Annotated in this window: 19 protein-coding genes, 1 tRNA gene and 1 riboswitch; of the genes, 6 read left to right on the top strand and 14 right to left on the bottom strand. The window is 71.3% G+C overall.

What is annotated here, in order from left to right; genetic code table 11:
* Nucleotides 1-1091 (top strand): CoA transferase (locus tag QZ500_RS06425; protein ID WP_295852448.1); only part of this gene is annotated, 1091 nt, incomplete at its 5' end.
* A 299-nt stretch (nt 1092-1390) separates the two neighbouring features.
* Here the strand turns inward: QZ500_RS06425 and QZ500_RS06420 are convergent.
* A complete protein-coding gene (locus QZ500_RS06420; protein ID WP_295852444.1) occupies nt 1391-2044 on the bottom strand; it encodes a CDP-alcohol phosphatidyltransferase family protein in 654 nt (217 codons plus the stop codon).
* 165 nt (nt 2045-2209) lie between these two features.
* Nucleotides 2210-4078, bottom strand: a complete 1869-nt coding sequence (locus tag QZ500_RS06415) for an ABC transporter ATP-binding protein (protein ID WP_295852441.1) — start codon at nt 4076-4078, stop codon at nt 2210-2212.
* A gap of 213 nt (nt 4079-4291) precedes the next feature.
* Between QZ500_RS06415 and imuA the strand changes: the two genes are divergently transcribed.
* The 3 genes from imuA to QZ500_RS06400 are packed head-to-tail and all read left to right on the top strand — an operon-like array spanning nt 4292 to nt 10497.
* The gene (gene imuA, locus QZ500_RS06410) at nt 4292-5170 is read left to right on the top strand and encodes a translesion DNA synthesis-associated protein ImuA (RefSeq protein WP_295852438.1); all 879 of its coding nucleotides are present in this window, start codon (nt 4292-4294) and stop codon (nt 5168-5170) included.
* Complete coding sequence (locus QZ500_RS06405) at nt 5136-6977, top strand: DNA polymerase Y family protein (RefSeq protein WP_295852434.1); 1842 nt, start codon at nt 5136-5138, stop codon at nt 6975-6977. Before imuA ends, QZ500_RS06405 begins: the two co-directional genes overlap by 35 nt.
* Entirely contained in the window at nt 6970-10497 is a 3528-nt protein-coding gene (locus QZ500_RS06400) for an error-prone DNA polymerase (protein WP_295852431.1), read from the top strand. Before QZ500_RS06405 ends, QZ500_RS06400 begins: the two co-directional genes overlap by 8 nt.
* Nucleotides 10498-10525: 28 nt before the next feature.
* On the opposite strand, the gene QZ500_RS06395 is transcribed toward QZ500_RS06400, so the two are convergent.
* From QZ500_RS06395 to QZ500_RS06340, 12 genes are all read right to left on the bottom strand, one after another.
* Nucleotides 10526-11497: a 2-hydroxyacid dehydrogenase gene (locus QZ500_RS06395; protein ID WP_295852429.1), complete on the bottom strand. Its 972-nt coding sequence runs from the start codon at nt 11495-11497 to the stop codon at nt 10526-10528.
* Between the two features lie 13 nt (nt 11498-11510).
* The gene (locus tag QZ500_RS06390; RefSeq protein ID WP_295852424.1) at nt 11511-12479 is read right to left on the bottom strand and encodes a tripartite tricarboxylate transporter substrate binding protein; all 969 of its coding nucleotides are present in this window, start codon (nt 12477-12479) and stop codon (nt 11511-11513) included.
* Nucleotides 12480-12489: 10 nt separating this feature from the next.
* Entirely contained in the window at nt 12490-13071 is a 582-nt protein-coding gene (locus QZ500_RS06385; protein ID WP_295852421.1) for an amino acid synthesis family protein, read from the bottom strand.
* Between the two features lie 63 nt (nt 13072-13134).
* Nucleotides 13135-14100: a tripartite tricarboxylate transporter substrate binding protein gene (locus QZ500_RS06380; protein ID WP_295852418.1), complete on the bottom strand. Its 966-nt coding sequence runs from the start codon at nt 14098-14100 to the stop codon at nt 13135-13137.
* Between the two features lie 39 nt (nt 14101-14139).
* Entirely contained in the window at nt 14140-15030 is an 891-nt protein-coding gene (locus QZ500_RS06375; RefSeq protein WP_295852415.1) for an NAD(P)-dependent oxidoreductase, read from the bottom strand.
* Nucleotides 15031-15202: 172 nt separating this feature from the next.
* A complete protein-coding gene (locus QZ500_RS06370) occupies nt 15203-15883 on the bottom strand; it encodes an RraA family protein (RefSeq protein ID WP_295852411.1) in 681 nt (226 codons plus the stop codon).
* Nucleotides 15884-16022: 139 nt separating this feature from the next.
* The gene (locus QZ500_RS06365) at nt 16023-16937 is read right to left on the bottom strand and encodes a LysR family transcriptional regulator (RefSeq protein WP_295852409.1); all 915 of its coding nucleotides are present in this window, start codon (nt 16935-16937) and stop codon (nt 16023-16025) included.
* A 104-nt stretch (nt 16938-17041) separates the two neighbouring features.
* Nucleotides 17042-17923: a DNA/RNA non-specific endonuclease gene (locus tag QZ500_RS06360; protein ID WP_295852407.1), complete on the bottom strand. Its 882-nt coding sequence runs from the start codon at nt 17921-17923 to the stop codon at nt 17042-17044.
* Nucleotides 17924-18039: 116 nt separating this feature from the next.
* Nucleotides 18040-18115: transfer RNA gene (locus QZ500_RS06355), tRNA-Asn, on the bottom strand.
* A gap of 34 nt (nt 18116-18149) precedes the next feature.
* The gene (locus tag QZ500_RS06350; protein WP_295852405.1) at nt 18150-20315 is read right to left on the bottom strand and encodes a TonB-dependent siderophore receptor; all 2166 of its coding nucleotides are present in this window, start codon (nt 20313-20315) and stop codon (nt 18150-18152) included.
* A gap of 60 nt (nt 20316-20375) precedes the next feature.
* Nucleotides 20376-20485, bottom strand: a riboswitch (TPP riboswitch).
* A gap of 31 nt (nt 20486-20516) precedes the next feature.
* A complete protein-coding gene (locus QZ500_RS06345) occupies nt 20517-20891 on the bottom strand; it encodes a DUF2784 domain-containing protein (RefSeq protein ID WP_295852403.1) in 375 nt (124 codons plus the stop codon).
* Nucleotides 20892-20895: 4 nt separating this feature from the next.
* On the bottom strand, nt 20896-22038 hold the full coding sequence (locus QZ500_RS06340) for an AI-2E family transporter (RefSeq protein ID WP_295852400.1): 1143 nt from the start codon (nt 22036-22038) through the stop codon (nt 20896-20898).
* 154 nt (nt 22039-22192) lie between these two features.
* Between QZ500_RS06340 and QZ500_RS06335 the strand changes: the two genes are divergently transcribed.
* The gene (locus QZ500_RS06335) at nt 22193-24691 is read left to right on the top strand and encodes a DUF3772 domain-containing protein (RefSeq protein ID WP_295852397.1); all 2499 of its coding nucleotides are present in this window, start codon (nt 22193-22195) and stop codon (nt 24689-24691) included.
* Entirely contained in the window at nt 24688-25242 is a 555-nt protein-coding gene (locus QZ500_RS06330; protein ID WP_295852393.1) for an MOSC domain-containing protein, read from the top strand. The genes QZ500_RS06335 and QZ500_RS06330 overlap by 4 nt, the downstream gene beginning before the upstream one ends.
* Nucleotides 25243-25348 lie beyond the last annotated feature (106 nt).

Genomic DNA, 25348 nt, shown 5'->3' with positions numbered 1-25348 from the left:
ACCGCGCCTCCGACGGCTGGGTGCGCATCCATGCGAACTTCGCGCACCACCGCGACGGCGCGTTGCGGCTGCTGGGGCTCGACCCCGCCCGTGCGGACCGCGCTGTGGCCGAGGCGGCGATGCGCCGCTGGCGGTCGATCGACTTCGAGACCGCGGCCGCCGAGGCCGGGCTGGTCGCCACGGCGCTGCGCAGCTTCGGCGAATGGGACGCGACGCCGCAGGCGCAGGCGATCGCCGCCCAGCCGCTGTTCACGGTCCGCCGCATCGGCGACGCGCCGCCGCGCATCCTGCCGCCCCTTACGGCAGGTGCGCGGCCGCTGGCAGGCCTGCGGGTCCTGGACCTGACCCGCATCCTCGCCGGCCCGGTGGGCGGCAAGGCGCTCGCCACCTACGGCGCCGACGTGCTGCTGGTGAACGGGCCGCATCTGCCGAACATCGCCGCCATTGCCGATACCAGCCGCGGCAAGCGGTCCACGCTGCTCGACCTGCGGGAGGCCGGCGGCCGCGCGACGCTGGAACATCTGCTGCGCGATGCGCATGTGTTTCTGCACGGCTACCGGCCGGGCGGTCTGGCGGCCCTGGGCTTCGGGCCGGAGCGGGTGGCAGACTTGTGTCCGGGGATCGTGCAGGCGTCCCTCACCGCCTACGGCACCCGGGGGCCGTGGGCCGGTCGGCGCGGTTTCGATTCGCTGGTGCAGACGGCCACAGGCTTCAACCATGCCGAGACCAAGGCGGCGGGCAGCGCGACCCCGCGGACGCTGCCGGTGCAGATCTTCGACGAAGCGTCGGGCTACCTGTTGGCGCTGGGCTGCGCGGCTGCGCTGGTGCGGCAGCAGCAGGAGGGCGGCAGCTGGCATGTCCAGGTGTCGCTGGCGCAGACCGGGCATTGGCTTCGCGGGCTGGGGCGGATCCCAGACGGCTTCGACGGACCGCCGGCAGACGAGGCAGCCCTGGCGCCGTGGCTGGAAACGTCGGCGTCGGGATTCGGGACGCTGACGGCGATCCGCCACAGCGCCCGCTGGGAGCGCACACCGACCCGCCCCCTGCAGACATCGATGCCGCCGGGCAGCCATCCGCCGGCGTGGTGGTGAAGGCGGTTTGAGCAACCCTCTAAAACGAAACAGGCGGAATGCCCCGCGAGGAGCATTCCGCCTGTCGGCCGTCGGACGGCCCGGTCGGGAGGATGTGCGATCAGCGCAGTCCGAAGAAGGACAGCACAGCGACGACGACAACCACGAGACCGACGATATAGATGATGGAATTCACGTTAGAACCCTCCGATTGGTGGAATCCCGAGCATGGGCGGGCCGCCAGGCCTTGATTGTCGGTAGCTGCAGCGAGGGCCTGTAGGACGCAGGGGGCAGAGTGAAACCGCGATGTTCGTTGGCTGTCAGAACTTGGGGATGTGCAGCGTTTTGCTGATCATCAGGCTGCCCGATACGCCGAACAACAGTACCAGCGGATGCAGCGTCCACGGCCCCAGCATCCAGCTGCCGCCCCAGACGGCGTCGTCGATGCGGCCCTGCCAGGCGGCGATCGCCAGCACCGCGACCAGGACCACGCTGGTGGGAATCGGCGTGCCCTCGAAATACTTCACCTTGTCGCTGCCGGCCGACAGGCTTTCGGCCGTGACGTTGAAGCGGGCCAGCCGGCTCACGCCGCAGCAGACGAAGTAGGCGAGCACCAGGCAGTCCCAGCCGCCGTCGAGTCCGGCCGCGAAGGCGAGGGCGGCGGGCATCATGCCGAAGGAGATCACGTCGGCGAGCGAGTCGAGCTCGCGGCCCAGCGAGGAATGGCTCTGCCGCCAGCGGGCGATGCGGCCGTCGAATACATCGAACACCAGCGCGGCCAATGCGAGCAGCGCCGCGCCGTAGAAAAGCGCCATCTCCTGGCGTGCCATGAACGCCATCGCCAGGAACACGCCGCCCACGCCGCAGGCGGCATTGCCGAGCGTGAAGAAGTCCGCCAGGTGGAACTCGCGGATCATCGAAAAGTGCCGGCGGGCGCGGGGCGCGGTGGACGGGGCGGGCGTGGTCGGGGGCATGGCGGGCTCCTGGCGAAGAAGGCGCACGGCGGCCGAGGGCGCGTGCGGGACATGCCGGTTGTACCGCGCTCCCTTGGAAGCCGATGTAGTCGCATGCCGACGGTAAAAGGCACGGCCGCTGCATCGATGCGCGCCGGCAGCCGGTCTGGCGCTGCTTCGGGCACCTCAGGCGTCGGTTGCCGCCTCCGCCGCATCGTCCGTTTCCTCTCCCAGGAAACCGCCGCTCTGGTGGGACCACAGGCGCGCGTAGATGCCGCCTTGCGCCAGCAGGCTGCGGTGGTCGCCTTCCTCCACGATCCGGCCGTGCTCCAGCACGATCAGCCGGTCCATCGCGGCGATGGTGGAGAGCCGGTGGGCGATGGCGATCACCGTCTTGCCCTGCATCAGCCGGTCCAGGCTCTGCTGGATGGCAGATTCCACCTCCGAGTCGAGCGCGCTGGTGGCTTCGTCGAGCAGCAGGATCGGCGCGTCCTTCAGCATCACCCGGGCGATGGCGATGCGCTGGCGCTGGCCGCCCGAGAGCTTCACCCCGCGCTCGCCGACGTGCGCGTCGTAGCCGCTGCGGCCCTGCGGGTCCTGCAGGCTGGCGATGAAGTCGGTCGCCTCGGCCTGGGCCGCGGCCCCGTGCAGCGCCGCCTCGTCCGCGTCGGGGCGGCCATAGACGATGTTGTCGCGCACCGAGCGGTGCAGCAGCGAAGTATCCTGCGTCACCATGCCGATGTGGGCGCGCAGGCTGTCCTGGGTGACGGCGGCGATGTCCTGGCCGTCGATCAAGATGCGGCCGCCGTCGAGGTCGTGGAAGCGCAGCAGCAGGTTGACCAGCGTGGACTTGCCGGCGCCCGAGCGGCCGACCAGCCCGATCTTCTCGCCCGGCCGCACGGTGAGCGACAGCCGGTCGATCACGGTGCGCTGGCCGCCGTAGCGGAACACCACGTCCTCGAAGCGCACCTCGCCGCGCGGCACCTGCAGCGCCGGCGCCTGCGGCGCGTCGAGCACGGTACGCGGCTTGGCGAGCATCGCCATGCCGTCCTGCACCGTACCGATCTGCTCGAACAGGGTGGAGATCTGCCACATTACCCATTCGGACATCGAGGTGAGCCGCACCGCCATCGCCGTGCCGCCGGCCACCGCACCGATACCCAGCTGGCCCTGCGACCAGAGCCAGAGTGCGGTGCCGCCCACGCCCAGCAGCAGGCCGGCCGACAGCGTGCCGTTGACGATCTCGAAGGCGCTGACCAGCCGCATCTGACGGTAGCCGGTGGCCATGAACTCCCGCATCGCCGAACGGGCGAAGGCGGCTTCTCGGCCGCCGTGGGAAAACAGCTTGACCGTGGCGATGTTCGTGTAGGCATCGGTCACCCGGCCGGTCATCAGCGAGCGGGCGTCGGCCTGCGCCCGGCCGACCGCGCCGAGGCGCGGCACGAACCAGACGCAGGCGATGCCGTAGGCCACCGCCCAGAGGGCCAGCGGCACGACCAGCCGCAGATCGAACGCAGCCGCCAGCAGCAGCACCGACACGAAATACACGCCGACCCAGACCGCCATCTCGGTCAGCAGGAACACGATGTCGCGCACCGCCAGGGCGGTCTGCATCACCTTGGTAGTGATGCGGCCGGCGAATTCGTCCTGATAGAAGGCCATGCTCTGGCCGAGCATCAGGCGGTGGAAGTTCCAGCGCAGGCGCATCGGAAAGTTGATCGCGACGAGCTGGTGCTTGACCAGCGTCTGCAGCGACACCACCACCACGTTGGCGCACAGCGCCCCGACCGCCAGGCCCAGCAGCAAGCCGTGGTCCTGCCAGAGCCGGGCCGGCGCGATGGCGCCGAGCCAGTCCACCAGCCGCCCGACCAGCGCCAGCAGCACCGCCTCGAAGGCCGCGGTGGCCGCGGTCAGCAGTACCAGCACCAGCACCGCGCCGCGCAGCCCGTGGAGGCAGCTCCAGATGAAGCGCGGCAGGCTGCGGGTCTGCAGGTCGGGGAGGGCGTCCGGGAAGGGCGCGAGGCGGGATTCGAAGAAGCGGAACAGGCGGGGCATCGGCAGGCAGACGGGCAGACGGCGCAGAAGGGCGCCAGAAGAAGCAGAAGCAAAGATCGTTTTCGATCATAGGGAGCACGGCGCCCGTGCCGGTAATCGAATGCGGTAGACCTGCGGGCGGCAAGGGCAGGACTGTAAAAAATCACAGGCAAATCGATTTAACTGTATGAAAGTACAGTAACCTAGCGGCCATCGGACTTCCTGCCCGCTGCCATGCCTTCCACCGCCCCCCTCGACCTTGCCGATTTCGATGCCGTCTGGCATGCCGACGAGCTGGGCGCGGCCCACGAAGCGGGGGTGTGCGCCACGGGTTTCGCGGCGCTGGATGCGGTGCTGCCCGGCGGCGGCTGGCCGGTCGGGGCGATGACGGAAATCCTGCATGCCGGCCCCGAGACCTTCGCTTGGCCGCTGCTGCTGCCGGCGCTCGGCGCGGCGGTGCAGGCACGGCGCCGGCCGGTGCTGGCCGTCGGGGCGCCCCATCCGCCGTTCGGGCCGGCGCTGGCGGCGCAGGGGCTGCCGCCGGCACAGCTGCTGTGGGTGCGCAGCGCGGCCGCAGCCTCGCGCCTGTGGGCCTGCGAACAGGCGCTGCGCTGCGCCGACGTGGCCGCGGTGCTCGCCTGGCTGCCGCAGGCCCGGCCGGCCGACCTGCGGCGGCTGCAGCTGGTGGCCGCCCAGCACGATGCGCTGCTGTGGGTGTTCCGGCCGCTGGCGGTGGCCGGCCATGCGGCGCCCGCCCGGCTGCGGATGCGGGTGGAAGCGGCCGGTGCGCACCAGGAGACGCTGGCCCTGCACATCCTGAAGCGGCGCGGCCCGCCGCTGGAGCAGCCGCTGGAACTGCCGGCCGCGCCCCGGCTGGCGGCGCTGCTGGGTGCGCCCCGGCTGCGGCGGCCTGACGCGGCGCCTGTCCCTGCATCCGTGCCGATGCCGGCACCGGTGCCCGCGCCCAAGCGGCAGGCCACCGTCGTGCGGCTGGCGATCCCGGGTGTCGTGGCTCGGCCGGCCGCGCGCCGGCGCGATGCCGAGCCCCGTACCGTGACCGGCACCGCCGGAGGTCCGCATGCACTGGCTGGCACTGCAGTGGCGACCGCCTGAACCGGACGGTGCGACCGCGGCGCTGCCGGCGGGGGTGGATGTCGCCGCGCCGGAAGAAGTCCGCCCGCCGCCGACGCCCGGCCCGCGCCGGCCGGCCGCACCGCGACCGTCACCGCCCGCAGCACAACCGCAGCCGCAACCAGCGGCGCCCGCATCCTCCGGGCCACTGCCGCCGTTCCTACCATCGCCGCCCGCTCTGCCATCGGCCGAAGCCTTGGGCTGGTGGGCGCTGCAGTTCACGCCCCACGTCGCCTGGGTCGACGAGGCGCTGCTGCTGGAGGTGTCCGCCTGCGAGCGGTTCTGGGGCGGCCGGCGCCGGTTGCTGGCCCGGGTTCAGGCCCTGGATCCGGCTCCAGCGCTTGTCCAGCGTGCGCAGGGTGCTACGAGTTTGATAGCGCTGGCCCAGTTGCGGCTGCGGGCGGCCGGCGAAAGGCCGCCGGCACACATCCCCTCCGCCCTGCCGCTGCACACGCTGACCGCCGCCCGTCCGCACCTCTTCATCCTGGAACGCATGGGCTGCCGCACCTGGGGCGACGTGGCGGCGCTGCCGCGCGCCGGGCTGTCGCGCCGGTTCGAGCCGGCGCTGCGGCAGGCGCTCGACCAGGCCTGGGGCCTGCACCCGGACGCCTACCGCTGGCTGGTGCTGCCCGAGGCCTTCGACCGCAAGGTGGAACTGCGTGCGCTGGCTCAGCATGCGCCCGAACTGCTGTGGGCCGCGGCCGGCCTGCTGGAAGACCTGCAGATCTGGCTGCGCGGCCGCCAGCGCGGCGTGCTGGCGCTGGAGCTGCAGTGGACGCTGGATCTGCGGCGGGTCGACGGCGTAGACCTGCCGCCGCACGAGTCGCTGGTGCTGCGCACCGCCCGGCCGGTGCAGGACATGGGCCACCTGCGGCGGCTGCTCGGCGAGCGGCTGGCCCGCGCCCGGATGGCCGCGCCGGCCAGCTGGCTGCGGCTGCGCAGCCTGGAGACCGCGCCGTTGGCTGGGGCCAGCGTGAGCTTCCTGCCGGACGACAGCCGCAAGGGCGACCGGCTGCACGAGATGGTCGAGCGCCTGACCGAACGGCTGGGCGCCGGCAGCGTGCTCACGCCCGTCGCGCAGGCCGACCACCGGCCGGAGCGCATGCAGCGCTGGGAACCGGCGGTGGAGCGGCTGGCGGAACTGGCCGCGGCATTCGGTGCGCCGGCCGTGCCGCCGGGGGCCGGCCGGCCGGTACCGACCGGCAGTCCGTACCGGAACAAGCCCGCGCGCGGCCGGCGGCGCGACCGGCCGACGGAGGACGGGCTTGCGACGATCGAAGCGACAAGCGTCGAGCTGGGGCAGGGCGCGGCATGCGGCACGTCCGAAGGCGGTGGGCGCGAGGAGGCGGTGTCGGGCACGCTGCCGGAAAGCGAAGCATCGGCCCTGTCGTCCGGTGCACAACACCCGGATGCCGCCGATCCGCCCATCGCCGTACCGCCCCCCGTGGTGCGCAGCCGCCGTGCGACCCCCCCGACGCTGCTGCAGCCCGACAGCCTCTACCCCCCGTGGCTGCTGCCCCGGCCCCTGCCGCTGGAACTGCAGGCAGGCGCTCCCTGCTGGCGTGGACGGCTGCGGCTGCTGGCCGGGCCGCAGTGCGTCGAGGCCGGCTGGTGGGCCGCGTGGGAGGGCGGCGACGACGGCCACAGCCCGGCGGCCGCGGCACGCGACTATTTCATCGCCGAAAGCCCGGCCGCCGGGCTGGTCTGGATCTTCCGCGAGCGGCGCCACGGCGCCACGACCGCCGCGGATGCGGATGCGGCGTGGTTCCTGCACGGCCTGTATGCCTGAGCGCGAAGTCTCGCTGCAGGGTCGTCCGCCCGCGTCGGTGCTGCGTTTTCCCCGGGCGGCGGACACCCGCGCCGCCGGGACCGCCGCGCCGACCGAGCCGCCGTCTGACGATGCGGCCTGCGAGGCGCCGCTGCCGGACTATGTGGAGCTGCACTGCGTCTCCAACTTCAGCTTCCTGCGCGGCGCGGCGCATCCGGACGAACTCGCGGTGCAGGCGCTCAGGCTCGGCTACATCGGACTGGCGCTGACCGACGAATGCTCGGTCGCCGGCGTGGTGCGCATGTGGGACGGCCTGCGCCAGTGGCGCCGGCAGGTGGACGACGACTGGCGCAAGTCCTGGCGGGAAGCCCACCCCGATGCACCGCCGTCCGCCATGCCCGAGCCGCCCCCGCAGCCGCCGCTGCACTTGCTGTTCGGCGCCGAATTCCGCCTGTCCTGCGGCGCCCGGCTGGTCGCCATCGCCCGCGACCTGGACGGCTGGGGCGGGCTGTGCCAGTTCATCACCGCCGCCCGCCGGATCGCCGAGAAGGGCGGCTACCTGCTGCCCGACACCGCCGACGCCACGCTGCTGCAAGGCTGCGAGAAGCTCTACATTCCCGACCGGCCCCGCGGCGCTGCTATCGATAGCATAGCTGTCGGCGCAGGACTGGCGGGCGCCAGGGCCCGATTCGGTGCCGATCTCTGGCTGGCGGTGGAGCTGCTGCAGGAGATCGACGACGACCTCTGGCTCGCCGCCCTGCAAGCGGCCGGCGCGCAGGCAGGCATTCCGCTGGTCGCCGCCGGCGACGTGCACATGGACGTGCGCCGCAAGAAGCGGCTGCAGGACGTGGTCACCGCCGTGCGCGCCGGCCGCACCGTCGCCGACTGCGGCTTCGCACTGCAGCCCAACGGCGAGCGCCACCTGCGGCCGCGCGAGCGGCTGGCGGCGCTCTATCCGCCGGAACTGCTGGCCGCCACGCTGCAGGTCGCAGCCCGCTGCCGCTTCGACCTGACGCAGATCGCCTACCGCTATCCGAAGGAGAGCGTGCCCGCCGGCCTGACGCCCGCCCAGGGCCTGCGCCGGCTGGTCGAGGAGGGCGTGCTGCGCCGTTTCGGCGGCGAGCCGAAGCCGCCCGTCCGCGCGCTGATTGAAAAGGAACTGGCCCTCATCGCCTTCAAGCAGTACGAGATGTACTTCCTCACCGTGGAGGACATCGTGCGTTTCGCCCGCCGCGAAAAGATCCTGTGCCAGGGCCGCGGCTCTGCCGCCAACTCGGTCGTCTGCTACTGCCTGGGCATCACCGAGGTGCCGCCCGACCTGGGCAGCCAGTTGTTCGAGCGCTTCATCAGCAAGGAGCGCAACGAGCCGCCCGACATCGACGTCGATTTCGAGCACCAGCGCCGCGAGGAGGTGATCCAGTACATCTACGGCAAGTACGGCCGCGAGCGCGCCGCCATCGCCGCGGTGGTGGTGCGCTACCGCTCGCGCATGGCGATCCGCGACGTGGGCGGGGCGCTCGGTGTGCCGGCGGCGCTGGTGGACGACTTCGCCAAGGACCACTACTGGTTCGACGCCGCCATCCTCGACCAGCGGCTGGAAGAATCGATGGCCCGCTGCGGCGTGCGGGCGCCGCTGCCGCTGCTGCGCCAGTGGATCGACCTGACCGCGCAGCTGCGCGATTTCCCCCGGCACCTGAGCCAGCACGTCGGCGGCTTCGTGCTGACCGACGGCCCGCTCACCCGGCTGGTGCCGGTGGAGAACGCCAGCATGCCGGAGCGCTCGATCATCCAGTGGGAGAAGAACGACCTGGAGGCGGTCGGCCTGATGAAGGTGGACGTGCTGGCGCTCGGCATGCTGAGCGCGCTGCGCCGCGGGCTCGCCTTCCGCAATGCCTGGCGCGGCACCGACTGGACGCTGCAGGACATTCCGCGCGAGCAGCCGGAGGTCTACGACATGATCTGCACCGCCGACACGGTCGGCGTGTTCCAGGTCGAGAGCCGGGCGCAGATGACGATGCTGCCGCGGCTCAAGCCGCGGGAGTTCTACGACCTGGTGGTGGAGGTGGCGATCGTGCGGCCCGGACCGATCCAGGGCGGCATGGTGCTTCCGTACCTGCAGGCGCGGCAGCGCCAGCGCGACGGCCTGCCGATCGCGTTCGTCAAAAAGGAACTGACCAAGGCGCTGGGCCGCACGCTGGGCGTGCCGATCTTCCAGGAGCAGGTGATGCAGCTTGCGATGGACGCCGCCGGCTTTACCGCTGACGAGGCGGATGCGCTGCGCCGGTCGATGGCAGCGTGGAAGCGCAGCGCCGGCATCTACCGCTTCAAGGACAAGCTGGTCGAGGGCATGGTGGCGCGGGACTACGACCGGGCCTATGCCGAAGCCATCTTCAACCAGATCGAGGGCTTCGGCGAATACGGGTTCCCCGAGAGCCATGCCGCCAGCTTCGCACTGCTGGTGTATTTCAGCTGCTGGCTCAAGTGCTTCGAGCCGGCCGCCTTCCTCGCCGGCATCCTCGACGCGCAGCCGATGGGCTTCTATTCCGCGTCGCAGCTGGTACAGGACGCACGCCGGCACGGCGTGGAAGTGCGGCCGGTGGACGTGACGGCGAGCGGCGCCGATTCGACGCTGGAGACCCCCGCGCATCCGGTGCACGACGGCGATCCCGGCAGCCGCCCGCCCGGCCGGCCGCTGGAGCGGCTGCGCATCGTGGACGGTCCGCGGCCGCCGGCCGACCGGGGCCTGCCTGCCTGCGCGCTGCCCGGCGAGACCGTCTGGCCCGGCAGCGGCAAGGTGCCGCAACCGCTGCGGCTGCCGCAGCCGGCGGTGCGGCTCGGCCTGCGGCTGGTGAGCGGCCTGGGGCAGGAGGCGATGGACCGCATCGTCGAAGCCCGCGCGCAGGCGCCGTTCGCGAACGTCGAAGATTTGGCGCTGCGCGCCCGGCTCGGCGACCGGGACCTGCGGGCACTGGCCGCGGCCGATGCGCTGCGCTCGCTCGCCGGCCACCGGCGCCAGCAGGTCTGGGAGGCGACGGCCCAGCGGCGGTCGTCCGCGCTGCTGCAGGGCGTGCCGATCGACGAGCTGCCGCTCGCACTGCCCGCCGCGCCCGAGGGCGAGGAGATCGTCGGCGACTACGCATCCACCGGCCTCACGCTGCGCCGCCATCCGCTGGCGCTGCTGCGCGATCGGCTCGCACGCTGGCGGCTGCGCACCGCCCGCGACCTGGCGCCGGTCGCGCACGGCACCGCGGTGCGGGCCTGCGGCATCGTGACGATGCGCCAGCGCCCGCCGACCGCCAAGGGCACGATGTTCGTCACGCTGGAGGACGAGACCGGCGTGGTCAACGTGATCGTCTGGAAGGACCTGGTCGAGCAGCAGCGCGAGCCGCTGCTCAAGGCGCGGCTGCTGGCGGTCGAGGGCGTCTGGCAGCGCCATCCGGAGGGCGGCGGCCTGGTGCGCCACCTGCTCGCGCGGCGCATGAAGGACCTGACGCCGCTGCTCGGCGCGCTGGGCACGGTGCGCAGCCGGGACTTCCATTAGGCGGCGCCGCATCCGCGGCCGCAACGGTTCAGGTACGCGCTACAGGTCGGTTCACCGGCGTCACCAGCGGCCGTCCGGCGAAATGCGCCTCGGCGTTCTCCAGGAAGCGCAGCACCGACGCATGGATCGCCTGCGGCGAGATGCCGCCGATGTGCGGCGTCAGCACCGCGTTCTCGAAGGCCAGCAGGCGGGCCGGCGGGGTCGGCTCGTATTCGTACACGTCGAGCGCCGCCGCCCAGATGCGGCCGTCCTGCAGCGCGTCGGCCACCGCGTCGGTGTCGACCAGCGTGCCGCGGGCGATGTTGACCAGCACGCCCTGGGGCCCGAGCGCATCCAGCACCGCGCGGTCGACGATGTGGTACGTCGCCGCACCGCCCGGCGCCGCGATCACCAGGAAGTCGGACCAGGCGGCCAGGCTTCCGATGTCGTCGAACCATCGGAAGCCGCTGTCGTCGCGCCGGGTGCGGCTGTGGTAGCCGATCTCCATGTCGAAGCCCTGCGCGCGTTGGGCGATCTGCCGGCCGATCGCGCCCAGGCCGAAGATGCCCATGCGCCGGCCCGAGACGTGCGGCGGACGCGGAATGTCGTCGCGCCACAGCCCGCGGCGCACGCCGGCGTTGAGGAACGGCAGCCGGCGGATCGCGGCGAGCAGGATCGCCATTGCATGGTCTGCGACCGCGGCATCGTTGGTGCCGGCCGCGTTGCAGACCGGGATGCCGCGGGCGGCGGCCGCGTCGAGCGCCACGTTCTCGTAGCCGACGCCGACGGTGCAGACCAGCTCGAGCTTCGGCAGCGTCGCGATCTCGTCGGCCAGCAGGCCGTTGGTGCCGTTGGTCAGCACCACCCGGATGTCGGCGCCGCGCGCGGCGATCTGCGCCGCACCGTTGGAGCGGTCCTGGCCCAGCCCCTCGTTGGGGGCGTAGAGCATGTCGAAACGCTCCGCGACGAGCGCGCGGTGTTCTTCGGAAAGGTAGACGAGGACGAGCAGCAGGGGTTTCATGGGCGAAGGGCGATCAGTCGACACGGGCACCGGAGAGTTTGACCAGCCTGCCCCATTTGTCGATCTCGGTGCCCAGCACCTTCCTGAACTCCGCCGGCGTGTTGCCGATCGGCGTGCTGCCCTGGTCGGCGAGCGTCTTGCGGAAGCTCGGGTCCTGCGTCGCCTTGCGGATCGCGGCGGCGAGCCGGTCCACCACCGGCTGCGGCGTGGCGGCGGGGGCCAGCACGCCGTTCCACAGCACCACCTCGAAGCCCGGCAGCGCCTCGGCGACCGCCGGCACGTCGGGCAGCCGCGGCGAGCGTGCCGGCGTGGTCACGCCGAGCGCCCGCAGCTTGCCGCTGTCGATGTACGGCAGCACCTCGACCAGCGGCGAGAACACGGCCTGGATCTGGCCCGCGATCAGGTCGGCATTGGCCGGCGCGCCGCCCTTGTAGGGCACGTGGGTCATCTCGCCCTGGGTCATGCTGTTGAACAGCGCGCCCGACAGGTGCTGCGAGGTGCCGTTGCCGGCGGAGCCGTAGTTGACGACCGCCTTCTTCTGCCGCACGTAGTCGACGAACTCGGCCAGGGTCTTCGCCGGCACGTCGTTGTTCACCATCAGCACGTTCGGGATCAGCGCCACCTGCGAGACCGGCACCAGGTCCTTCTGCAGGTCGAAGCCCATGCTCTTGTAGAGCGTGACGTTGGTCGCCGCGGTGCTGGTGGTGAACAGCAGCGTGTAGCCGTCGGGCGGGGCTTTGGCGACGTAGGCGCCGCCGATGTTGCCGCCGGCGCCGGCGCGGTTGTCCACCACCACCGGCTGGCCGAGTTCCTTGGACAGCCGCTCGGCCAGCAGGCGGGCGGTGGTGTCGGTGCTGCCCCCGGGGGCAAGCGGCACGACCAGCGTGACCGCACGTTCGGGCCAGTCGGCCGCCTGCGCGGCGACACCTGCGGCGGCGAGGCAGGCGGCGACGGCCGCACGGAGGAAGGGGCGCTTCGTCATGGCCGTGCCCTCAGCGCTGGCCGTCGCCGACGGTGATGTTGTCGGCGCGCAGGCCGCCCAGGCGCTCGTGCACCCGGCTGCCGGTGGACATCACCAGCGCATAGAGCAGTTCGTCGGGTCGCGGGCTGTCGATCGCGCCGACGTCCATCGTGCTGAAGTGGCTGCGCACGTAGCAGGCCTCGACGTGGTGCAGCGGGATCTGCAGCCGGGTGCCGGCCGAGGCCACCACCTTGGCCGCCGGCACGATCGACTTGGCCTGCGGCAGGTGGGCACGCATCGGCCAGCCACCGGCCTCGTGCCAGATCGCGCCATGCTCCAGTTCGCCGTTCAGCCCGACGATCGCGCCCTTGCCGTAGGCCTGGATCTTGTCAGCGCCGCCGAGCGCGGCCAGCAGTTCGGGCACCAGCTCCTTGGCCATCTCGGTCGCGTCCTTGACGAGGCCGGAAAGATCCTCGACATAGCGGCCGGCGTACGGGTTGGCGATGACGACGGCGATGCTGCCCATCCTGATCGGCTCGGTGCGGGCGGGGCCGCCCTCGTGGTAGATCGATTCGACGTTCAGCAGCTTCTTGCGGATCTTGATGAGGGACATGGTCTTCCTTCGGATGGAAATAGGTCTTGCGGAAAAAAGGTGCACGGGCGGGCCCCGTGCCGGTCACTGCGGCTGCAGGCCGGCCGCCTTGAACACGGCGCCCCACTTGGCGATGTCGGTGTCGATCAGCCGGCCGAAGGCGTCGGCCGAGTCGGGCATCGGCGTCAGGCCGGCGGTCTCGAAGCGCTTCTGCACCGCCGGGTCGGCCAGCACCTCGCGCAGGGCGGTGTTGATCCGCTGCACCACCGCGGCCGGCATGCGAGCAGGGCCGGCCATGCCGAACCAGACGGTCAGGTCGTAGTCCGGCAGGCCCGCCTCGGCGAGCGAGGGCACGTCCGGCGCGAGCGGCGAGCGGGCCTTGCTGGTCACGCCGATCGCGGTGACGCGGCCGGCGCGTGCCTGCTGCTGGCCGTTGACCAGGTCGGCGATCGTGAAGTCCACCGTGCCGCCGGCCAGGTCGGTCATCACCTGCGGCACGCCGCGGTAGGGCACCGCCGTGGCGGTGAAGCCGCCCATGCTGACCACCTGCGCCGCGCACATCTGGGCGCTGCCCGACCCGTAGCCGTAGGACAGCTTGCCCGGGTTCGCCTTCGCATACGCCAGGAACTCGCCGAGGTTCTTCACCGGCAGGTGTTTGCCGACGACCAGCATGAAGGGCGCCTCGGCGATCGTCGCGACCGGCGTGAAGTCCTTGCGCGGGTCGTAGGGCAGGGCCTTGAAGGCACTGACGTTGCTGGCGCCGGTGCTCACGCCCACCATGAACAGGGTGTAGCCGTCGGGCGCGGCCTTGACCGCCGACACGGTGCCCACGATGCCGTTGGCGCCGGCCTGGTTGTCGATCACCACCGGCTGGCCGAGCCGCGCGGCCATGCCGTCGGACAGCGCGCGGGCCACCACGTCGGTGATGCTGCCGGCGGTGAAGGGCACCACCAGCCGGATCGGTTTCTCGGGAAAGGCGGCTCGTGCGGCGAGCGGCAGGCCGGCGGCCCAGGCCGCCGCCGCGGCGACTGCGAAGGAGCGTCGTTGCATCGTTTTTGTCTCCGTCAGGGAAATGCGGGGGCGTGCGGCTCAGGCGGCCGGCGCCTCGCCAAACTGCACGCCGGCCCACTGCTCGATATGGCGGATCGGGACCACGTTGTCGCGCGGGCCGTCGCCCTGGCTGATCGCGAAGGCCAGGAACTGCCGTGCGGCGGGGTTGACCTGCATCGGCACGCCCAGCTTCTCGGCCTCGTCCATGCACATCTTCACGTCCTTGTGCAGCAGCTCGGTGGTGAAGCGGACCGGGAAGCTGCGGTCGAGCACGCACTGCGGAATGCGCTCCAGCGTCGCGAAGGAGCGGCCGCTGGAGACATTGATCACGTCGAGCATCGTCTTCGCGTCCAGTCCGGCCTTCACGCCGTAGACCAGCGCCTCGCAACTCGCCACCATGCTGGTGGCGTAGAGCGTGTTGTTGATGATCTTCATCGTCTGGCCCAGGGTGGGGTCGGCGCCGAGATAGAAGATGTTCTTGCCGAGCACCCGCAGCAGCGGCTCGACTTCCTGGTAGGCCGCGTCGGGCCCGGCGGGCATGACCGCCAGCGTGCCGCGCTCGGCCGCGACGGTGCCGCCGCTGACCGGGGCGCCGACCAGCGCGATGCCCTGCGGGGTGAGCAGGGTTTCGATCTCGCGGGTGACCGACGGGCCAGTGGTGGACAGGTCGAGCACGATGCGCACCGCGCTGCCCTGGGCCACCTCGGCTGCCACGTCGGCGACGATGCGGGGCATCGGCAGGCAGAGCAGCACGATCTCGACCTGGTCGGCCATGCCGCGTGCGCTGTCGCAGGCCTTCGCGCCCTTGTCGACCAGCCGCTGCTGGGCGTCGGCGTTGCGGTCGAAGACGACCAGGTCATGTCCGGCCGCCAGCAGCCGGGTGCCGAAGTGCACGCCGATGTTGCCGAGGCCGATGAGTCCGATGTTCATGGGGCGTTGCTCCTGTGTGTCGCCGTGTCCGCCCGGTACGGGCATGCGGCAAATCGTAGGAGCGGCCCCCCGGCCGGGCGAGTGCTGAAACGGCGGCGGGGTATAGCCTGGTGTTAAGGCTTCCAGGGTGCGGCGGCCTGCCTCGGCATGGGCGGTGCGGGTAAATCCGGGGTCAGAGACCGCCCGTGTAGCCCTGCCGGCGCAGCAGCGTGTCCACCCAGCCGGTGTCGAGTCGGCCCTCCGCGATCTCGACCAGCGTGACCGCCTCGGCCGCATGCTTGGCGGTGGCGGCCTCGCAGATCGCAGCGGCCTCTTCCAGCGGGATGCAGAGCAGTCCGTCGGCGTCGCCGACCACGATGTCGCCCGGACGGATCACCATGCCGTCGATCGCGACCGGCACGTTGATCTGGCCCGGGCCGTCCTTGTACGGCCCGCGGTGGGTGACGCCCGCGGCATAGACCGGAAAGCGTCCGGCGCGCAGCGTGTCGGCATCGCGAACCGCGCCGTTGATGACGATGCCGCCGAGCCCGCGGCTCGCGGCGTAGCCGCTCATCAGCTCGCCGATGATCGCGTTGGTCAGGTCGCCGCCGGCATCCACCACCACGATGTCGCCGGGCGCCGCCAGGTCGAGCGCCTTGTGGACCAGCAGGTTGTCGCCAGGGCGCGTCTTGACGGTGAAGGCGGTGCCGGCCATCGCACCGCCGGCGTGCATCGGCCGCAGGCGGGCGCCGGCCGCAGTGAGCCGCAGCATGCAGTCGCTCACGTTGGCCACCGGCAGGTGGCGGAAGCGCTCGATCAGCGCGGCGTCGGCGCCGGGATGGCGCGGGTGGATCTCGATCTGCTGGGGTGTCATGCGGGCCTCGTCGGACGCGGCCGCGACGGTGCGGCGCGTGTGCGGCCAATCTACGGCAGGCCCGCGGGACGCGGCTATGCCGGATGTGGTGGCGCCTATAGCGCCGGGCTATAGGTCTGTTGCGGGTCGCGAGCGACGTTCAGCCAAGTGCAGGCTTGGCCGCGGCCTCTTCGCCCGCCAGCTGGACCAGCAGGTCGGCGAACTTGTCCGCATGGGTGCGCCGGGTGTCGAACACCGAGCGCACGATGCTCGGCGTCAGCCGGATCTCGTCGGCTAGCGGCAGCACCTGCAGCTCCGGCCAGGCCATGCCGTCGACGGTGAACTCGTCCACCATCGCCACGCCCGCGCCGGAGCGCACCAGCGAGCAGGCGACGTCGGTCTGGTGGATGTCGATGCGCGTCGACAGCGCCACGTCGGCCTTGCGGAAGGCCGCCGACACCAGCTGGCCGAACGGGATGCTCGGATGGTGGGCGATCAGCGGGTAGCGCGCCAGGTCGGCGATCGCCACGGCGGCATGGGCGGCCAGTTCATGGCCGCGCGGCACGAGGCAGACCATCCGGCCTTCGGTGAACGGCTGCACCGACAGGTTGACGTGTTCCAGCGGCAGCACCGAGACCGCCAAGTCCACTTGGTTGCTCAGTACCTCCTGCGCCATGCTGTTGAGCAGGGTGGTGTGGAAATTCACCTGGATGCCCGGATAGCGCTGCACGAAGCGGGTCACCGCCCGCGCCATCAGCCCGCGCGACAGGCAGGGGCTGCAGGACACGTTGAGCGTGCCCGACGGACCCGCCGCCAGTCCGCGCGCGAACGCATCGACGCGCAGCGCCTGCTGGTAGAACTCGTCGACCTCGCGGAACAGCGCCTCGCCCTCGGGCGTGGGGACCAGCTTGCCCTTGACGCGATTGAACAGCGCGAGGCCGAGGGTCTGCTCGGTATGTGACACGATCCGGCTGATCGCCGGCTGGGAGGTGAACAGCAGCCGCGACGCGCCGTTGATCGAGCCGGTCAGCATGACCGCGCGGAACACCTCCATCTGGCGCAGGCGGAATTTCATGGAAGGGCGGGGGAGTGCAGGTGGAGCCTTAGAGGGAGACAAAGATGGCGGTGATCCTGTGCTGACACGCGCTGGTCCGGACGCGTCGCCCGCGCATGCGACGGTCAATCCGCCGCCGCCGACTGCAGCACGTCCGGCCCACCCCGCGCGAGGAAGGCGCGGTACTCGATCGGCTTGAGCGAATGCGGCCCGCCGTCGTTGGCGGCCCAATAGGCCCACCGCCGTCCGGAGTCGGGCACGTAGACGACCTTCCAGGTGGCGGTCGGCACCCAGACCCTGCCCTGGCCGATGGTGGCGGGCGTCTTGCCGAAATGCGGTCCGGTGTAGACGTACACGTCCTGCTCCGCACGGCCGGCGTACTTGCGGGTGGACTGCTCGATCCGGTTCCACGACACCTGGTTCAGCGCCGGATGCTGCGGCACCATGTTCGCGAGGCTGAAGCTCTGCGCCTTGGCGGCCGCGGTCGGCATGTCGCCGGCGGGCGCCATGTGGCCGCGGTCGTAGCCGGAGCCGCGGTAGTCCTGCAGGGTGGCGCGGAAGCGGCTCGGCAGCCGCGCCTCTTCGTAGAAGCGGTCCGACCGCGGGATGCCCTTGGCCGCCCGCAGGGACTTCGACGTCAGCCGTTCCACCACATAAACCGGTGTCTTGGCCGTGCCGCTGTACAGCACCGCGAACGCATCGAAGCACAGCGCCACCGGCTCCGGTGCCGCGACCGCCGGCGGTTCGCCGTGCGGGAAGTGGTGCCGGCAGGCACCGAAATGGGCGGTGACCGTGGCCGGCGGCCGAGCAGGCGAGGGCCATGCGCCGACAGCTGCGGCCGGCCGGTCGAGGCCGGCGGTGATCGCCAGCGGCACGATGTCCCAGCCGACGAACGATGCCAGGCCGCCCGCGAAGGTCGTCGCGAATGCGAGGACCGCCGCGCGGAACGTGCGGCCACCGGTCCGGGCCATGCGGCGCGCCGGCCGCTTGTTGCGCTTTCGAGACATCGGCCGAGGTTAGCAGGTGCTGACGTATTTCGACAGCCCCGGCGCACGATTCCGCCAACGAAAAAGCCCGCCATGCAGAACATGGCGGGCTTTCCAGAGGCCTTGCGGCTTGTAGGTGGCTCCTCGACCTGGGCTCGAACCAGGGACCTACGGATTAACAGTCCGGCGCTCTACCGACTGAGCTATCGAGGAACAGCCTCGCATTATAGACGGGAAATTTGCCGCGTCAGAACCGCGTACGCATCGCCAGCCGCACCGTCCGTGCCGCGCCCGGGTACAGGTACACATGTCCGTACTGATAGGGCGACTCCTTCCAGTACCGGCGGTCGAACAGGTTGTCGACGTTGAGCGTCCACTGCACCGCCGAACCGCCGAGCGTCTGGTCGAAGCGCAGTCCGGCATCCACGCGGGTCCAGCTCGGCAGCTGGATCGACTGATCGGGCAGCACCGACCGGCGGCCTTCGTGCGACAGGCCGCCGAACACTTCCAGCCCGGTCACGCCCGCCACGCGCCAGCCGGCCTGGGCGCGCAGCACATGCTCCGGCACGTTGGTCGGCCGCTTGCCGTTGACGTCGGGCTCGGCGGTGCTACCGCGGCGCTTGGCGTCCAGCACGGTGACGCCGCCCGCGAGGCGCCAGGCGCCCTGGGTCCACTGCGCGCTTGCTTCCAGGCCTTGGTGCACCGCTTCGCCGTCCTGGGTGCCGGTGCAGGGCCGGATGTCGAGCCGGTTGCAGGCGTCGAGGTTGCTCACCGGACGTTCGATGCGGAAGAGGGCGGTCTGCCACAGCAGCCCGTCGGTGCCGCCCTTGACGCCCAGCTCCCACTGGCGCGACTTCAGGACGGGCAGCGCAATGCCGGCATTGGTGTACTGCGTGGTGCGGTTCGGCACGATCTGCGATTCCACGCCCTGGCCGTGGCTCGCGTAGACCGTGGTGGCTGCATTCAGCGCGTAACTCGCGGCCAGCCACGGCGTGGTGATGCCGTCGTCGTAGCCGGTGGGCCGGGAGCCGTCGGTCCGCACGCTGTCGCGCTCCAGCCGGGTATGGCGCAGGCCGACCCAGGTGGTGAAGCGCTCGTTCCAGCGGATCGCGTCCTGCACCGACAGCTCGACCGAGCGTTCGCGGCGGTTGGTGTTCGGGTCGTTCAGCGTCGGGTCGGGCTGCGTGACCGCGGTGCCGTCCACGTTGCCGGTGCCGACATAGTTGTACGCCTGCGCCTGGAAGGTGTTGCGCACCCGGCTGGCGACGAGGCCGATGCTCAGGTCGTGGCCCACGCTGCCGGTCTGCACCTTGCCCTGCAGGCCGATCTGCGCCGCCTGCTGCAGGCGCCGCTCGTTCTCGCTGCGGAAGTCGTAGAGGTCGTAGGTCCCGTCGGAGCAGTACCGGTCGTAGCGGTTTTCCGCGCTGCAGCCGAAGGCATACGCCAGCCGGTCGTCGGTCTTGAGACGCTGCTGGCCGACCTGGGCACTCCAGCGCCACTGCGGCCCGAGCGCCTGCTGGAAGCGCAGCGTGCCGGTCAGCGCCTCGAACACCGACGGCTGCGACCACGGCTGGTTGTTCAGGTTGCGGCGCGGATCGACCGGCGCCGGCAGGCGGTCGCCAAGCAGGCTGTAGCCGTTCTGGCTCGGCTGCGAGCGCCGGCTCCATTCGACTTCGGCTTCCAGCAGCGAATCGCGGCCGATGCGCCAGTCGGCGGCGAGCGATGCCAGGCTGCGTTCGCCGTCGAGGTTGCGCACGTTCGGCCGCAGCCGCTCCTGCGCGACGTTGAGCCGGTAGCCGAATACATCGCCGTTGCCGAACCGGCCGCCCAGGTCCACCGCGCCGAGCAGGCTGGCGCGCGATGTCGCCTCCACCCGCACTTCGCGCCGCGGCTGCGCCGTCGGCCGCTTGACCACGTAGTTGACCAGTCCGCCCGGCGCGCTGGTGCCGGCCTGGATACCGCTCGTGCCTTTCAGGATCTCGATGCGCTCCTTGTTGTCGAGCGGGATCGGCGTCTCGGCGTTGATCGGCAGGCCCTCGCGGCGGTAGTTGAACCGGTTGTCGAGCACGAAGCCGCGCACCGTCAGGAAGTCGTAGTAGCCGGGCGAGTTGTAGGCGTCGGTGACCGAGGCGTCGAAGCGGGTCAGGTCGGACAGCCGGCGGGCGCCGACCGCCTGCAGCTGCGCCTGGTCCACCACGGTGGCGGAGACCGGCACCTGCTGCAGCGGGATGTCCCCGAAGCCGGTCACGTCGGCCTGCGGCGCAGCGCGCCCGGCATCGACCGTGACCGCGGACAGCGTCGGCTCCGCCGCGACAGCCGTCGGCTGGGCCGAGGCAGTGTTTGCTATGAAAAGAATAGCTGCCAGCGCAGGCGCAGTATGCGCAAAAGGCAGATTGGATGCTCGATGGGCCATGGCCGATGCTTTCAACGGAAAAACACCACGGCAGGATCGGCATGCGGCACGGCGCGGCCGTACCAGGAAGACACGCTTTCCCTGCGCGAGGATTACCTCAATCAGGTTCCAAGGGACTCTCTCAGTCGGCCGTGTTCCAGGGAACAGGGCCAACACCCCCAGCGGATGTGGTCGCCGCAGGACCTGCGGCGCGGGCGGATTCTACGCGGCGCCCGACCGCCGGCGGCGCCAGATCCGCCCGTAGATGCCGGCGTTGAGCACGACCACCCCGACCGCGAGCAGCACCTGCACTTCGCGCGTCAGGCCGGGCGGATAGATCAGCGCCGCGACGTAGTGCTCGATGAAGCCGCCGGCGTATCCGGCTTCACCGGCCGCCCGGCGCAAGGTGTTTTCCAACGGCGTCAGCGGGCAGATCCGGCCGGTGCCGATGACGAAGGCGCCCCAGGCCAGCGCCGGCAAGTGCAGCCATGCGACCTGCCGCCGGCGCAGCACGACCAGCCCGCCGAAGACCACGAAGCCGACGAAGAGCGCATGGACGACCAGCACGCCATCGGCCAGCCATCCCGCCCACGGCATCGCGTCAGTCCCGGCGGAAAGGCGAGGGCGATGGCGGCGGCGGTGGCACCACCTGGGCCACCACCGGCCGCGCGGGGGCGTCGTCGGCCGCCACGGCATCGTCGCTGTCCGACGAGGTGAAGAGGCTCCAGGTCGCCATGAACATCGCGGCCACGACCGGGCCGATCACGAAGCCGTTCAGGCCGAACAGCGCCATGCCGCCGATGGTGGACAGCAGCACCACGTAGTCCGGCATCTTGGTGTCCTTGCCGACCAAGAGCGGCCGCAGGATGTTGTCCACCAGCCCGATCACCGCCACGCCGACGAAGACCAGGATGGCCGCCGGCCAGACCGCGCCGGTGGCGAACAAATAGAGCGCGACCGGGCCCCACACCAGCCCGGCCCCCACCGCCGGCAGCAGTGACAGGAAGGCCATCAGCACGCCCCACAGTACCGGCGCATGGATGCCCAGCAGCCAGAAGGTGATGCCGCCGAGTGCGCCCTGGGCGGCTGCGACGGCGATGTTGCCTTTCACCGTCGCGCGGATCACGGTGGTGAACTTGCCGAACAGATGTCGCTTGTGCTCCGGCGCCAGCGGCACCGCGTCGCGGATGCGGGCCGCCAGGCCCGAGCCGTCGCGCAGCAGGAAGAACAGCAGGTAGAGCATCACGCAGAAGCTCACCAGGAAGTCGAAGGTGTTCTGGCCGAAGCTGATCGCCTGCGCGGCCATCGTCTTGCTGCCCTGGGTGGCGGCGGCCGCGAGCTTCTCCTGCACCGCGCCGATGTTGGCGAGGCCGAACCGGTCGAGCAGGCTCAGCGCCCAGTCCGGCAGCTGGCCGAAGATCTTCTGCAGGTAGCTCGCGATGTTGATCTCGCCCGACTGCAGCTTCTGGTAGACGAAGGCGGCTTCCTGCACGAGCGAGGTGGTGATCATCGCCACCGGCAGGATCACGATCAGCAGGATTACCAGCAGGGTGCACAGCGCCGCCAAGTTGCGCCTGCGCGGCATCGCCCGCAGCAGCCGCCGGTTGAGCGGTGCGAACAGCATCGCCAGGATCGCGCCCCAGAACACCGCGCTGTAGAACGGCCACAGGATCCACGCGAAGGCGAGGGACACCACGACCAGCAGCAGCAGGAAGGTCTTGTTTTCGAGGGCGCGTGATTTCATGGCGAGCCGCACCGCGGCCAGGAACGAGGGAAATACGATGCTAGCCCAGGCCCGTACACCATCTGTATCCAACGCGCGATCGGATACAGGCCCGCGTCCGGGCGGCCGCACAATGCCCGGCCTGCCTTTCTCCGGCGCCTGGCGCCCGTCCTCCATGCATGTCCTGGTCCGTTGCCGCCGCTGGTTCCTGATGCTTTTCCTGGTCGCCGGGCTGCTGCCGGCATGGGCCGCCGCACAGAACCCGCCCGCGGCGCCCGACCTGCCGCCCGATGCCGTGCTGGAGGCCGCCCGCCAGCAGCTCGATGGCGTGCAGAAGCGGCTGGCCGCCGGGGACCTTCCGCTGGCGGACCTGGCCGACCTGCGGTCGTCGGCCCTCGATGCGCAGGCGTCGTCGGAGCAGGCGCTGGCGGTGCTCGAGCCTTCGCTCGCGCAGGTCGAGGCGCGGCTGGCGGAACTCGGCCCGGCGCCGGACGGCAAGGGCGCCACCGAGGCCCCCGACGTCGCGGCGCAGCGCGCCAGCCTCGGCAAGCAGCGCAAGGAGATCGACGCCCAGGTCAAGCTCGCACGACTGATGGCGGTGGAGGGCGGCCAGCTCGCCGACCAGATCGTCGCGCAGCGGCGCTCGCAGTTCAGCGCCCGGATCGGCGAGCGCACGCCGTCGGTACTGGCGGGGCCGTTCTGGCAGGACCTGCGGGCCAGCCTGCCGCGGGATGTCCGGCAGCTCCGTGGCCTGGCGGACGAGCTGGGCCGCAGCGCCGGCGCCACGCCGCCGGGCATCTGGGCGCTGCTGGGCGCGGTGGCGATCGTCGTGATCGGCCTGCGCATCTGGGCCGAACGCCGGCTGATGCAGTTGACCGCGACGCGCGTGCCCGCCGGGCGGCTGCGGCGCTCCCTGCTGGCCGGTGCGCAGACGTTGCTGTGGGTCGCAGCGCCGGGCCTGATCGCTCATCTGCTGCGCCTGGGCCTGACCTGGGAGGTCGAGCCATCGAGCGAACTGCAGTCGCTGCTCGCCCGCATGGTCGGCATGGTGTGCTACGGCGGATTCGTCGCCGGCATGGGCGCGGCGCTGTTGTCGGTCGCGCGGCCGTCTTGGCGGCTGGTGCCGTTGTCGGACCGGACGGTGCGGCGGCTGCGGGCCTATCCCGGCGCGCTGGCGCTGCTGCTGGTGGGCGGATGGGCGTTCGAGCAGGTGGGGGCGGTAGCGAACATCGGCCTGCCGGCGGCCGTCGCGCTCGACGGGCTGTATGCGCTGCTGCTGGCCCTGCTCTTGGCCCACGCCCTGCGACGGGTGGCGCGACTGCGCCGGGAGGTGCTGGCCTCCGCAGACGATGCCGGCGAAGAATCCCGTTCCAGGCGCCCGAAGGACAAGGAGGCGGACGTGGAGAAGGTGCCGGGCCAGCACCTGAGCCGCCTGCCGTGGGGTGCTGTCGCCGCGGGCGTGGTCGGCCTGTTGCTGGCCTTCAGTGTGGTCTGCCTGCTGGTGGGCTATGTGGCGCTCGGCAGTTTCCTGATCAAGCAGATGGTCTGGTTCGGCAACGTCGCCATGACCGTCTATCTCTTCAATGCGCTGATCGACGATGCGTTCACCGCGTGGCTGGGCCGACCGGGCGGCGCTGCGCCGGTGCAGCCGCAGGAAGACGCGACCGCCCGCCTGCGCGAGCAGGCCGGCGTGCTGCTGTCGGCCATCGGTCGGCTGGTGGTGCTGCTGTGCGCGCTGGTCCTGATCGCCGCGCCGTTCGGCCAGGGCCCGCTGGAGCTACTGCAGCGCACCGAACAACTGCGCGAAGGGCTGACGATCGGCGAGGTGAAGCTGCAGCCGGGTGCCGTGCTGCAGGCCCTGCTGGTGTTCGCGGGCGGCACGGTCGCCGTCCGCCTGCTGCAGCGGTGGCTGCGCGAACGTTTCCTGCCGACGACCGGCCTGGATGCGGCGATGCGCGATTCCGCCACGACGCTGCTCGGCTTCGTCGGCACCGTGGCAGCGCTGGCCCTGGCGCTGTCGGCCATCGGCCTCGGGCTGGAGCGGATCGCGTGGGTGGCGAGCGCGCTGTCCGTCGGCATCGGCTTCGGCCTGCAAGCGATCGTGTCGAACTTCGTTTCCGGGCTGATCCTGCTGGCCGAACGGCCGGTGAAGGTCGGCGACTGGGTGTCGCTCTCCGGCGTGGAGGGCGACATCCGCCGCATCAACGTGCGGGCCACCGAGATCCAGATGGGCGACCGTTCCACCGTCATCGTGCCCAATTCGGAATTCATCACCAAGATCGTGCGCAACGTGACGCTGGCCAATCCCCTCGGCCAGGTATCGTTCAAGCTGCCGATGGCGCTCGATTCCGATGTGGAGAAGGTGCGCGAGATCATCCTGGCGGCCTTCCAGGCCCACGAGGGGGTGCTGGACACGCCGGAGCCAAAGGTCTTCCTGGAAAGCGTCGAGAACGAGCGGCTGATCTTCGCGGCCAACGGCGCGGTAGCGTCGCCGCGGCAGGCGTACAGCGTGAAGAGCGCGCTGCTGTTCGACGTGCTGGTGCGGCTGCGGGACGTGGGACAGTTCCCGGCGAAGCCCCCCGCGGCGGCACCGACCGAGCCCCAGGTTCCGCCGCCGATGGGCGCCTCCGGTGTCCCGGCTCCCGCGCCGGTGCCGCCGGCCGGCCCGGCATGACGGCCGGCGCCTCCCGCAGCGCCGCGATGGACCTGCGCCAGCTGACCGCGGCCTTTCCGCATGCGGGCCGGATCGAGGCGATCCACTTGCGGCCCGGGCGCCGGATGGCGATCCGCACGGTGGAGGAGACGACCGCCATCGCCGGCTACGGACTCGAGGGCGACCGCAGCACGGCAGCTGCCGCACCCGGCGGCAAGCGCCAGGTGACGCTCCTGCAGGCCGAGCACCTGCCGGCGGTCGCCGCATTCCTGCGGCGCGAGACGCTCGATGCAGCGCTGCTGCGGCGCAACTTGGTGGTGTCGGGCCTGAATCTGCAGGCGGCCAAGGCGCTGTTCCGTGACCAGCCGCTGCGGCTGCGGGTCGGTGCCGAGGTCCTGCTGGAGGTGACGGGGCCGTGCGAACCGTGTTCGCGGATGGAGGCTTTGCTGGGTCCGGGCGCCTACAACGCGCTGCGCGGGCACGGCGGGATGACGGCGCGCATCCTCGTCGGCGGGAGCGTGGCCTGCGGCGATGCGGTCGTCGCGGAGTCCGTCCAGTCCGGCCTGTTCTGAACCCGTCGAGGACGCCGGCGGAAAGCCCATGTGAAAAAGCCCCGGTTCCTTGCGGGAACCGGGGCTTCCAGATTGGTAGGCGCGATTGGACTCGAACCAACGACCC

This window comes from uncultured Xylophilus sp. (genome assembly GCA_913776965.1).
In the GTDB taxonomy this organism is placed as follows: Bacteria; Pseudomonadota; Gammaproteobacteria; order Burkholderiales; family Burkholderiaceae_C; genus Xylophilus.
This window is presented reverse-complemented; position numbering and strand designations above follow the sequence as displayed.